The following is a 12,345-nucleotide window of genomic DNA, read 5'->3' on the forward strand; positions in this document are numbered from 1 at the left end:
GGATGTGTTCTCCAGGGAGACTCAAGAAGACGTGCGTTCAAATCGGGCGGCGAGCCGATCGCCCAGCCACTGGACGAGTTGCACCAGCACCAACAGCACCACGAGACAGCCCAGCATCACGTCGGTGCGAAAGCGCATGTAGCCGTACTTCACCGCGAGGTCGCCCAGACCACCGCCCCCCACGGCGCCCGCCATGGCGCTGTAGCCGAGCAGGCTGATAATCATCAGCGCGAGCCCGCGGATGAGAGACGCGCGTGCCTCGGGGATGAGCACGCGGAGGATGACCTGCGCATGGGTGGACCCCATCGCGACCGCGGCCTCAATCTTTCCCGGATCCACTTCGCGAAGGGCCTGCTCCACCACGCGCCCCATGAAGGGGATGGCGGCCACGACCAAGGGGACGATGGCGGCGGTGGTGCCAATCGTGGTGCCCGCGAGCAAGCGCGTCAGCGGGACGATGGCCACCATGAGGATGATGAAGGGCACCGAGCGCCCCACGTTGACGAGCACGCCCACGGCTCGATGCAGCGCGGGACGGGGCCACAGGCCGCCCGCGTCGGCGATGGCCAACAGGACGCCCAGGGGCAGGCCCGCCAGGAGCACCAGCACCGCGGCCACCGAGGTCATGTAGAGCGTCTCGCCCGTGGCAATCCAGAGGGAGTTCAGCAGCTCGTTAGACATGGGCACGCTCCTCGGGGGACAGGCCCTGCTCTCGCAGGAAGTCGAGGGCTCGGCTCACCGCCTCGGGTTCGCCGGTGAGTTCGAAGAGCAGGCGTCCCACGGGCGCGCCACCCACGCGATCCAACGTGCCCTCCATCAAGTTCGCGTCCACGTCGAAGCGGCGCGCCATGGTGGTGAGCACGGGCCGAGTCGCATGCGCGCCCACGAGGAACAACTCCACCAGCCGGCGCCCCGGATTCGCGGGCCACTCGCGCATGGCGAACGGCGCGTAGCAGAGCCCATGCAGTCGCGTGCCGGGACGGGACAACAGGTCGAGCACCTTGCCCTGCTCCAGCAACTGGCCTCGCTCCAGCACCGCGACGGAGTCGCAGAGTTCCTTCACCACATCCATCTGGTGGGTGATGAGGAGGATGGTGAGGCCCAGCTTCCGATTGATGTCTCGCAGGAGGTCGAGCACGGAGCGCGTCGTCTCGGGATCCAACGCGGAGGTGGCCTCGTCGGACAGGAGCAACCGGGGCCGAGGCGCCAGGGCACGAGCGATGCCCACGCGCTGCTTCTGTCCCCCGGAGAGCTGGGAGGGATAGGCCTGCGCGCGGTCAGACAGGCCCACGAGGGCCAGCAACTCCGCCACGCGCTCACGAATCAGCGCGCGCGACCAGCCCGCCACTTCGAGCGGATAGGCGACGTTGCCCTCCACGGTGCGCGAGGCGAACAGGTTGAAGTGCTGGAAGATCATCCCGATGCCCTGCCGCGCCTCGCGGAGCTGACGGTCATCGAGGGAGAGCATGTCCTTGCCGTCCACCCGCACCGTGCCCGAGGTGGGGCGCTCCAGCAGGTTGACGCAGCGGATGAGCGTGGACTTGCCGGCGCCGCTCTGGCCGAGGACACCGAAGACCTCGCCGGGGGCGACGCGCAGGGAGACCTCGCGCAGGGCCGCCACGTCGCGATCTCCTTGTCGATACAGCTTGGTGACTTCGTGCAGCTCAACCACGGACCACTCCGGCGGGGGTGCTCGCACGCGAGGGGCGGCGAGCGCTGGGGATGGCGATGAACAAAGCGGCCAGGTTCATGATTCAGGGGCGGGAGGCAATGAGAGGAGCGCCCCACCGAGCAGGCTGGCGTGCGCCGTGTCGCTCGGGGAGCGGGCACGAGGGGCACAGGGAGACCGGGAGGCGGAAACGACAACGCCCCGGTCCGAGGCGCGGAACCGGGGCGGCGCGAGAAGGCGTCGGCGAGAAGCCGACCACTCTTCGAAGACTACGTGCGCACGCGGGCTCCCTCGTGGCCACACCAGGTGGCGACGACGTGGGGACAACAGCGAGCGCAGGCTAGGAGCACGGGCGGAGTGGTACGGCGCGAGGCGCGACGTGTCAAGCCACGCGGATGCAAGGAACTGATGGGAGCAGTGACGGACAGCGACCGAGCATCACGGCGAATAGGGATAGCGCTCGAGGATCCGGCCCTCCCGGGATACCGCATAGAGTTCGAACCAATCGGTTTCGAAGTCTCCGCCGGGCCCCATCCCCTTGCAGCGATCCATCCGGCGATTGACGCGGACGATGTACAGACCCTTGGCTTCTCCGACGACCACTTCCAAGGCCTGAGCCGAGAAGGCACACGTCCCCGCATACTCCTTGGGGAAACGGGCCACCACACGCAGGAGCACCGCGTTCGCGGCCACCACCGCGGAGCCATCCAGCGTCGCCAGGGGCTGAACGTCGCTCGGCCATTCGAACGCAGTGGAGGCATCAGCCCCAGAAGGAGCCCCCTGAGTGCCATACCCACCGGGGGGGCTTGGCTGAACCGCCACACCCGCGTCCCCGTCCCGTCGGTCAACAGAAGCATCAACGCCAACGACGTGGACACTCGTTGCAGGCGTAGCCCGTTGCGGGGCCACGCTGCTGGAATCCCGAGCCCGCACTCCAGTCGGCGCGTGAGCGCCCCCGTCAGCGCCCCCAAGCAACACCAGAAGTGCGACACCTAATTCAATCATACCGACACCACCCAGAAGCCGCCGATGAAGACGAACCAACCTACCAGTCAAATGATGGATCGCATTCAGGCCTTGCTCCGGCAGGGGTCAGCACACCGGAGAATCGTGGCTGGCACTTCGCCTGAAACACCCACCTTCGCGCGCCAGCACTCCATTTATGGACCGCACCGCCACGATCCCATTTGTAGAAGCGCGGCTCATCTCGATGTCCTGTGGCAAGCCAGCCCAACGCTGGAATGGGCTGCCCGTTCGAGTCGCGCGCGAGCCTCCCACTCGGACTGGTCGCGTATGCGACCACAATCCAATCTCCCTCTTGGGATTTCGCTCTCGGCCAATTTGCCAGGTCTCGACTACTCGCCCCTGTCCCACATGGGTGATTGTGGGCATAGCCAAACACGGGGAGTTCATTTCCAAAGTCGGAATCCGCAACTCCACCAAATGGTGGCCAACACGAGTTGGCCGAATCCGTCAAACCACGGATTGGCCAAGAGACACGCCAGTCATCTGGTGTCTGGTAGAGCGCGACGCAGTATTCCGAAGCATCAGGCCGAGGACGACCTGTAATGGGGTCACAAGCGTCGGTCGCCCCTGGCAGCGCCATCAATGCGCTCAACGCCGGAACCACCAAGTCATCTGGAACTTCCGGCGTATCTGCAACGACGCTCGGAACCTCCGGCCATGGCCCCGGCGCCACGGCCAACTGGGGAGCTCCCTCCAACTTGGTGAGTTCGCTGTGCAGGTAGTACCGCCTGGCACTGGAACACGCCAAGAAAGCCAAGCTCCCCAGCAATACCAAATGACGAAGTGACCTGCCGGCCACTATCATGATGGGTTCACCTCGTTAGGCGCGGAGCTGACTCAGGGCTTCCTCGACGTACTTGACGCCCTTGGACGTGATGGCCTTGCCCTTCTTGGTGTCCTGCGCGTAGCCCGCATGGAGCCGCAGCGCCTTCGCCGCGTTGGGCGCCGCGTACGTCACGCCGAACTCACCCCAGAAACGCGACATGGTCCCGGACGTCACCTCCACGTCCAGCGAGCGCGCCAGATAGAGCGGGATGAGCGAGCGCAGGAGCTGATCCTTCTGTCGACCAGCCGACACCAGCACCGATTCCTTGGGGTGCGATCGCAGCGCGTCCACCAACTGCCCCACCACGTCCCCCGGCTCGGGCGCCCGCGCGACCTTCTTGCGCGCCGCGGGCTTCTTGCGGACCCCCGCCGCTGCCTTCTTCGCCGCCGGACGCGCCTTCTTCACCGCTGCCTTCTTCACTCGAACCCCCGCTGACTTCGCTGGCTTGCGCCGAGCCTCCGCCGGTCGGACCTCCATCCGCCCCGTCATCGGCAGGAACGCCGCTCCCGAGAACTCCGGCACCTCGACCCTCTCCACGGAGCCATCCGGTACAGGCGACGACGTCCGAGGCGAGGCGCTCCGGGACACGTCAGGGGCTCGGCCCTGGACGTAGTACCGCAGCATCTCGCGCGCGTCGTTCACCACGCCTCCGAGACCCACGCGATCGAACAGCGATTCCAACCACCGGAGACCGTTGAGCACCTGCGAGCCCTCCTTGAGAGTTCCCGGACGCTACTACAGCCCCCGGAATTCCGGATCATCCCTCGTCGGATCATCGACTCACGGACATCACGGTCCGCACCTTCACGTTCACCACCTGCCCCGAGCGCTCCACCACCCCCTGCCCCACCAGGAACAAGGATCCGTGGATCTCCCTCCTGCACCGCGCATACACCTCGGGCGGCACCACCAGGTTGGCGATCCCCGTCTCATCCTCCAGCGACACGAAGCACACGCCCTTGGCCGTCGGGGGCCGCTGACGACAGATGGACAATCCGCCCACCGAGACCGTCCGGCCCGCCGGCACCTGCTTCAGCCCCTCCGCCGTCACCGCCCCCAGCCGTTTCAAGCTCGGCCGCAACAGCTCCAACGGGTGCTTCTCCAACGACAACCCCACCGTGTCGTAGTCCGCGCAGACCCGCTCGTGCACGGACATCGGAGGCAATTCCACCGCCGAGCCATCCATGGCCATTCCGAAGAAGAGGTCGTCCGGATCCAACGGCCCCAAGGCCTGGATGTCCCACAGCGCCTGCCGCCGCGCCCCGCACAACGAGCCCAGCGCCCCCGCCAAGGCCAGACGCGTCAGCTCATGCCGAGGCACCCGCGCCCGCCGCGCCAGCTCGCCCACCGTCGCATAGCCCTCGCCCCGAGACGCCGCCACGCGCTGGCCTACCGCGTCGCCCAGCCCCCGCACCATCCGCAATCCCAGCCGCAGCGCGCCATCCTCCTCCAGCGTGCAGTCCCAATCCGAGCGCCGCACGTCCACCTCGCGCACCTCCACCCCATGGCGCTGCGCGTCCGCCACCAAGGTGTGTGGCGCATAGAAGCCCATGGGCTGTGAGTTGAGCAGCGCCGCCGCGAAGGCCGCCGGGTAATGACATTTCAGCCAGCTCGACGCATAGGCGATGAGCGCGAAGCTCGCCGCGTGGCTCTCTGGAAACCCATACTCGGCGAACCCTCGGAAGTTCCCGAACCACTCCTCCGCCAGGGCGCGCGCGTACCCGCGAGCCACACAGCCCTCCACGAAGCGCTCGCGATAGGACAGCATGCGCGACTCGGCCTGCTTGTGGCTGAGCGCCCGTCGCAACCCATCCGCCTCCGCCGCGGAGAACCCCGCCGCCGCCATGGCGAGCTTCATCGCCTGCTCTTGAAACAGCGGCACGCCCAGCGTCTTGCCCAGGATGTCTCGCACCGCCTCGCTGGGATAGTGCACCGGCTCCAATCCATCGCGGCGCCGCAGGAAGGGATGCACCATCTTCCCCACGATGGGCCCCGGGCGGATGAGGGCAATCTCCACCACCAGGTCATAGAAGGTCCGCGGCTTGAGGCGCGGCAGCATGTTCATCTGGGCGCGGCTCTCCACCTGGAACACGCCCACGGTGTCCGCCGCGCACAGCATGTCGTAGACCTTCGGGTCCTCGGGCGGGATGGTCGCCAGGGACAGCTCCTTGCCGTGGTGCTCGCGGATCAACGCGAAGCACTTCGACAGCGCCGTGAGCATGCCCAGGGACAAGAGGTCCACCTTCAGCAAGCCCATGGTGCTGATGTCATCCTTCTCCCACTGGATGACGGTGCGGCCTGGCATGGCCGCGTTCTCCACCGGCACCAGCTCCACCAACGGCTCGCGCGTCAGGACGAAGCCGCCCACGTGGATGGACAGGTGGCGCGGAAAGCCTTCCAGCTCCGCGGCCAGCGCCAAGGTCTGCCTCACGCGCGCGTCTCCCCCGGACAGGCCGGCCTCGGCCAAGACGTCGGGGGTCACCTCGAAGCCGTGCGCCGCCGAGACCTTCGACAGCCGGTCCACCTGATCCAACGACAGCCCGAGCGACTTGCCCGCCTCGCGCAGGGCCAGCCGGCCCCGGAAGCAGATGACCTCGCACACCATGCCCGCGCGCTGACGTCCGTGCTTCGCGTAGACGTACTGGAGCACCTCCTCGCGGCGCTCGTGCTCGAAGTCCACGTCGATGTCGGGCGGCTCCTTGCGCTCCATGCTGAGGAAGCGCTCGAAGAGCAGCCCCATGCGCACCGGATCGATGGAGGTGATTTGAAGCGCGTAGCAGACCGCCGAGTTCGCCGCGCTCCCTCGCCCCTGACACAGGATGCCCTGCTCACGCGCGAACCGGACGATGTCCCACAGCGCCAGGAAGTACCCCGCGAAGTCCAGGGCCGCGATGAGGCGCAGCTCGTGTTCAATCTGCTTCACCACGTCCGCGGGCACGCCGCCTGGGTAGCGAACCTGGAGCCCCCGGGAGGTGAGGTCCCGGAGGTGTTCGTTCGCGCTCATCCCGGGCGGCAGGTCCTCCTCGGGGAAGCGGTAGTGCAAGTCATCCAGCGAGGCCTGACACCGCGAGGCCAGCGCGAGGCTGTGCTCCAGCGCCTCGGGCCGATCCGCGAACAGCCGCGCCATGTCCTCCGGGGACTTCAGCGTGCGCTCGCCGTTGGGCATGAGGCGCGTGCCGGCCGCGTCCAGAGGCACCCCGTGGCGGATGGACACCAGCATGTCCTGCAGGGGCTGGCGGCGACGGTGGTGCGTGTGCACGTCGTTGTGGGCCACCAGCGGGACGCCCAGGGCACGGGCGAGCGCCTCCGAGCGAACCTCGCGCCCCGCGTCCCCCGCGGACAGCGAGCGGCACAGCCCCACGTGGAAGCGATCCGCGAAGGCCTCGGCCAGGGGCGCCACCACCGCAGGCGGCGCGGGCGCGGGCAAGAGCGCAAGCAGTCCCTCGGAGCGCTCGGCCACCGCGCGCCACGGCAGCCCGGACTCGCCCTTGGGATGCGACATGCGGCTCTGCGAGACGAGCCCGCACAGGTTCGAGTATCCCCGCGCGTTCTGCGCGTACACCGCCACGGGCGGGCCGTCCTCGAGGGTCAGCTCGGCGCCGAGCAGCAGCTTCACCCCGTGCTCCTTCGCCGCCAGGTGGGCCTTCACCACGCCGTACAGGCCGTCCACGTCGGTGAGGGCCAGCGCGGACAGACCGAGGCGCGCCGCCGTGGAGATGAGCTCCTCGGGGTGGGAGGCCCCGCGAAGAAACGAGAAGTTGGAGCGGCACACGAGCTCGGCGTAGGTCACACCGGATCCAAACACTGAGCGGGCGTTCAGGCGCTAGATTGGATCTTCGCTCGGTGGGTGGAGAACCTCGTGGGTTGATGGAACACCCCGGGACGTCGGGCGGCCAAATCGAACCCGCCGCGTCACGGTGTCTGGCATTCCCTGGCAGGATAATGTTTGCCATTTCATTCCACTTCGCTAGGCTTCAATCGCTGTCATCCACGACAGTGCTTGTGAAACTCTTCACGGAGGCATCATGAGTGAGCGATTGAAGTCCCTGGCCCGCGTCGCGCTGTTCGCAGTCCTGGCGATGGGGGCTCCCGCGATGGCCGCGCCCAATCAGTGCGATGTGGTCTGTTCCTGCTCGGGCTCGTGCAACTGGCTGTGTTCCGACGGGACGGCGCGGACGAACTGCGGCACCTACGGCGTCTGCAACGGGACGTGCCGGACGGGGCCGCAGACGTCCCAGAACGAGGCCCCCAAGTCCGATGCGGCCGACCGCGCCTCGCAGCAGGTCTGCGGTGAGAAGGCCCCAGAGTCCTCGTCTCCGCCCGCCAAGGGCTGAGGCCCTCGGGCCGCCGCCGGTCCCCCACTCGGGCCGGCGGCGTCCCTTGCCCGGACTGCAACCCACCCTCCTCGGAGACTCGCGGGTTTGACAGGAGGGCGACCCGGCTGCCAAAGAGCGGAACATGGACCCCTCCGCCTGGCAGCTTTGGATCATCGCCGCGCTGCTCGCTGGCGCCCTGGAAATCAAGCTCTCCGGCTTCGTCATGCTGTGGTTCGCCGTGGGCTCTCTGGCGGCCGCGCTGGCCGCCAGCGTGGGCCTGGGCATCAACGGCCAGCTGTTCCTCTTCACCCTGGTCTCCGCGGCGCTCTTCAGCGCCTCGCGCACCATCTTCAAGCACGCTTTCATGCGCCGCGCGGCGCACTTAAAGACGGGCGTGGAGGCCATGGTGGGCCAGGAGGCGGTCGTGGTGGAGGCGCTCACCGAGGGGCACGGGGGCGCGGTGCGCATCAACGGGGAGCAGTGGACGGCTCGGTCGCTGTCAGGGCCCGTGCCCGAGGGCGAGCGCGTCACCGTCGAGCAGGTCGAGGGCCTCAAGCTATGGGTGCGACGCGCCTCCGCGTCGCACGAGATTTCCGCACAGGAAAAGAAGGAGAAGGCCGGATGGACTTCCTGACTGTCGTCTTCATCATCGCGGCGCTGGTGGTGGGCTTCGCGCTCATCACGGGCATCCGCATCGTGCCGCAAGCCAAGGTCATGGTGGTGGAGCGGCTCGGCAAGTTCCACAACGTGGCCACCAGCGGGTTGAACATCCTCATCCCGTTCCTGGACAGCCCCCGGGCCATGGAGATGCGCACGGGCAACCGCTTCCTGCGCACCACCATGGTGGACTTGCGTGAGCAGGTCATGGGCTTCGAGACCGTGCAGGTCATCACCCACGACAACGTGAACATGGAGGTCGGCTCGGTCATCTACTACCAGATCATCGACCCGGCCAAGGCGCTCTACCAGGTGGAGAACCTGGCGCTGGCCATCGAGCAGCTCACCATGACCAACCTGCGCAACGTCATGGGCGGGCTGACGCTGGATCAGACGCTCACCAGCCGCGAGACGGTGAACACCAAGCTGCGTATGGTCCTGGACGAGGCCACGGAGAAGTGGGGCGTGAAGGTGACGCGCGTGGAGCTGCGCGAAATCGAGCCGCCCCAGGCCATCAAGGCCGCCATGGCCAAGCAGATGACCGCCGAGCGCGAGCGCCGCGCCGAGGTCACCAAGGCCGAGGGCGACAAGGCCGCCGCCATCCTCCAGGCCGAGGGCGAGAAGATCTCCCGCATCCTCCGCGCCGAGGCCGAACGCGACGCGGAGATCGCCCGCGCCGAGGGTAACAAGCGCGCCACCATGCTGGAGGCCGAGGGCAAGGCCGAGGCCACGCGCCTGCTCTTCGAGTCCATCCACAACGGCCGCGCCACGCCCGAGGTGCTCGCGCTGCGCTACCTGGAGACGCTCCAGGAGCTGGGCAAGGGCCCCAACAAGATGTTCATCCCCTACGAGGCCACCGCGGCCCTGGGCTCGATTGGCGTGCTCAAGGACCTGTTCACCAACGTGAACTCGGAGCCTGCCGCCCAGAAGCGCGCCGCCGCGCCCACGGGCCGGCCCACCGCCTCGGCGACGAGTGCACAGACCATCGCCCGCAACCTGAACGAGCCCGCGCCCGTCCCGGTGCGCCGGCCGCTGCCGCCCACTGAAAACAAGGACGACTGAACACTGTCTTTGAGCAGTCCTGAGCGCCTCCCATGATTGCATGGCGAGGCGCTTTTCTTTGGATTACTGCGGCCTCCTCAACGCGAGGAGCACGCACCATGGTCCAGCTCGGCACGAGCGCGCTGAACGTCTCCCCCCTCTGTCTGGGTGGCAATGTCTTCGGATGGACAGCCACCGAGCCGCAGACCTTCGCGGTCCTGGATGCCTACGCGGCGGCCGGGGGCAACTTCGTCGACACCGCCGACGTGTATTCCGCGTGGATCCCCGGCAACTCAGGCGGCGAGTCCGAGACCCTCCTGGGAAAGTGGATGGCCTCGCGCCACAACCGCGCGAACGTGATTGTGGCCACCAAGGTGGGCCAGCTCTCCGGACGCAAGGGATTGTCCGCCGCCAACATCCGCGCCGCCGCCGAGGACTCCCTGCGCCGGCTGAAGACCGATTACATCGACCTGTATTACGCACACATCGACGACGGCTCACCGCTCGAGGAGACGCTGGGCGCGTTCGACGCGCTCGTGCGCGAGGGCAAGGTGCGAGCCCTGGGCGCCTCCAACTACTCGGCCGAGCGGCTGGCCCAGGCGCTCGAGGTCTCGCGCCGCAATGGCCTGGCGCGCTACGTGGCCCTGCAGCCCCACTACAACCTGATGGAGCGCGCGGGCTTCGAGGGCTCGCTCCAATCGCTGTGTGAGCGCGAGAAGCTCGGCACCCTGCCCTACTTCGCGCTCGCGGCGGGCTTCCTCACCGGCAAGTACCGGCCCGGCCAGCGCGTGGAGAGCGCCCGCGCCGAGCGCGCCCGTGCCTATCTGAATCCGCGCGGCCTGCGCGTCCTCGCCGCGCTCGATGAGGTGGCTTCCGCGCAGCGCACCACCGTGTCCGCCGTGGCGCTCGCCTGGCTGCGTGCCCAGCCCTCGGTCGCGTCCCCCATCGCCAGCGCGCGCACCGTCGAGCAGCTCCAGGACCTGCTGCCCATGCTCCAGCTTCAGTTGAGCGCGGAACAGGTCCGCCTGCTGACCGAAGCCTCCGCCGAGCCGTGAGTCCGCCGGCCGCGCGGGGAGCGAGCAGTTGCATCATCTGCGCGCGCCGTTTATAGCTAGCTGCGCTGTTCGACGCGTCATCCCGAGGGCCGCCGCCCTCTTGTCGCTCTGGAGGGACCCGCCCTCCGCCACACGAGGTCGTCACACCCTTGCGCCTGCACTCCTGAATCCCCGGTTGCCGTTGACGTACCCCTTCGCGCTCTTCGGGGCGTGATCCGGATTCAGGAGTCGCTGCTTGTCATCCCTTCGCGCGCATGGCGTGTCGTTCGCCTTTACTGACGCTGTTCCTGTTCTCACCGATGTCGAGTTCCACCTGCCCTCGGGCTGGACGGGGCTCGTGGGCTCCAACGGCGCGGGCAAGTCCACCTTGCTCCGGCTGCTGTCCGGAGAGCTGACGCCCACCGACGGACACCTCCAGTTCGAGCCGCCCTCGCCCCTCATTCGGCTGTGTCCGCAGAGCGTGGAGGCGCTCACGCCCGAGATCGCCGCCTTCGCGGACGCGTATGACGCGCTGGCGCGCCGGCTCCATGGGCAGCTCGGGTTGGATGTCACCGCGCTGGAGCGCTGGTCCTCGCTGTCTCCTGGCGAGCGCAAGCGCTGGCAGATTGGCGCGGCGCTGGCCGCCGAGCCGACCGTGCTGCTGCTCGACGAGCCCACCAACCACCTGGACGTGGAGGGCCGCGCATGGCTGGTGTCCGCGCTGCGTCGCTTCAAGGGCGTGGGCGTCGTCGTGTCACATGATCGCGCGCTGCTCGAGGCCCTCACGACCTCGACGCTGCGCGTGCACGCGGGCGAGGTGCACCTGTGGCCCGGCGCCTACGCCACCGCGCGAGGACACTGGGAGGCCGCGCGCGACGCCGAGGTGGCAGCGCACCAGCAGGCGCGCAGCGAGCGGGATCGCGCCGCGCAATTGCTGGACAAGGCCCGCCGTGAACAGCAGGCCTCCTCCGCCTCGCGCAGCACGGGCAAGCGGATGAAGAACAAGTACGACAGCGACGCGCGCACGCTCGCGGCCTCCACGGTCGCGAGTTGGGCGGACGCTCGGCTGGGCGCCCAGGTGGGCACGCGCCGACGCGAGCTGGAGCGCGCCGAGAAGGCGGTGGGTGAGTTCGTCCCGGACAAGACCGTGGGCCGCTCGCTCTTCGTGGACTACGTGCGCTCGCCCAATCCGTGGCTGTGCACCTTGGACGTGCCGTCGCTGCGCGCAGGGGACGTGGAGGTGCTCGGCCCCGTGAAGCTGTCGGTGGGCCGCGAGTCACGGGTGCGCATCGAAGGCCCCAATGGCGCGGGCAAGACGACGCTCTTGCGCGCGCTCATGGACCACCTGCGCGTGCCTCGCGAGCGCGTGCTCTACCTGCCCCAGGACGTGAGCGTTCAAGAGGCCCGCGACACGCTCGACGCCGTGCGCGAGCTGCCACCGGAGGAACGCGGCCGCGTGCTCTCGCTCGTCGCGGCGCTCGGCGTGGATCCACAGCGACTGCTCGCCTCCGAGCAGCCCTCCCCTGGCGAGGCGCGCAAGCTGCTCATCGCCCAGGGGCTGGGACAGCATGCGTGGGGGCTCGTGCTGGACGAGCCCACCAACCACCTGGACCTGCCGTCCATCGAGCGGCTGGAGACCGCCCTGCGCGAGTACCCCGGCGCCCTCGTGCTCGTCAGTCACGACGGCCCCTTCGCGCAGGCCTGCACCGAGGAAGCCTGGCGCGTGGGTCACGGAAGCGTGACGGTGAGCACCGAGCCCGCCCCCACCTGAGACGC

General features: G+C 68.3%; 10 protein-coding genes. 5 read left to right on the top strand and 5 right to left on the bottom strand.

The genetic code is table 11. From position 1 onward, the window contains the following. Positions 1-21 precede the first annotated feature (21 nt). From JGU66_16130 to JGU66_16150, 5 genes are all read right to left on the bottom strand, one after another. Positions 22-681, bottom strand: a complete 660-nt coding sequence (locus tag JGU66_16130) for an ABC transporter permease (protein MBJ6762298.1) — start codon at positions 679-681, stop codon at positions 22-24. After that, entirely contained in the window at positions 674-1,672 is a 999-nt protein-coding gene (locus JGU66_16135) for an ATP-binding cassette domain-containing protein (protein MBJ6762299.1), read from the bottom strand. Before JGU66_16135 ends, JGU66_16130 begins: the two co-directional genes overlap by 8 nt. A 435-nt stretch (positions 1,673-2,107) precedes the next feature. Beyond that, positions 2,108-2,380, bottom strand: a complete 273-nt coding sequence (locus JGU66_16140) for a hypothetical protein (protein MBJ6762300.1) — start codon at positions 2,378-2,380, stop codon at positions 2,108-2,110. Between the two features lie 1,135 nt (positions 2,381-3,515). Then, positions 3,516-4,202, bottom strand: coding sequence for a hypothetical protein (locus tag JGU66_16145; GenBank protein MBJ6762301.1), 687 nt, complete (start codon positions 4,200-4,202; stop codon positions 3,516-3,518). A gap of 91 nt (positions 4,203-4,293) precedes the next feature. Continuing rightward, the gene (locus tag JGU66_16150) at positions 4,294-7,311 is read right to left on the bottom strand and encodes an error-prone DNA polymerase (protein ID MBJ6762302.1); all 3,018 of its coding nucleotides are present in this window, start codon (positions 7,309-7,311) and stop codon (positions 4,294-4,296) included. A gap of 235 nt (positions 7,312-7,546) precedes the next feature. Between JGU66_16150 and JGU66_16155 the strand changes: the two genes are divergently transcribed. From JGU66_16155 to JGU66_16175, 5 genes are all read left to right on the top strand, one after another. Next, positions 7,547-7,855, top strand: a complete 309-nt coding sequence (locus JGU66_16155) for a hypothetical protein (protein ID MBJ6762303.1) — start codon at positions 7,547-7,549, stop codon at positions 7,853-7,855. 124 nt (positions 7,856-7,979) lie between these two features. Then, a complete protein-coding gene (locus JGU66_16160) occupies positions 7,980-8,471 on the top strand; it encodes an NfeD family protein (GenBank protein MBJ6762304.1) in 492 nt (163 codons plus the stop codon). Beyond that, positions 8,459-9,556, top strand: coding sequence for an SPFH/Band 7/PHB domain protein (locus JGU66_16165; protein ID MBJ6762305.1), 1,098 nt, complete (start codon positions 8,459-8,461; stop codon positions 9,554-9,556). The genes JGU66_16160 and JGU66_16165 overlap by 13 nt, the downstream gene beginning before the upstream one ends. A 98-nt stretch (positions 9,557-9,654) precedes the next feature. After that, a complete protein-coding gene (locus tag JGU66_16170; GenBank protein MBJ6762306.1) occupies positions 9,655-10,590 on the top strand; it encodes an aldo/keto reductase in 936 nt (311 codons plus the stop codon). A 235-nt stretch (positions 10,591-10,825) separates the two neighbouring features. Next, positions 10,826-12,340 (top strand): ABC-F family ATP-binding cassette domain-containing protein, encoded by a 1,515-nt coding sequence (locus JGU66_16175; GenBank protein ID MBJ6762307.1) that lies wholly within the window; start codon positions 10,826-10,828, stop codon positions 12,338-12,340. Positions 12,341-12,345 lie beyond the last annotated feature (5 nt).

The sequence above is a fragment of the Myxococcaceae bacterium JPH2 genome (assembly GCA_016458225.1).
GTDB lineage: Bacteria > Myxococcota > Myxococcia > Myxococcales > Myxococcaceae > Citreicoccus.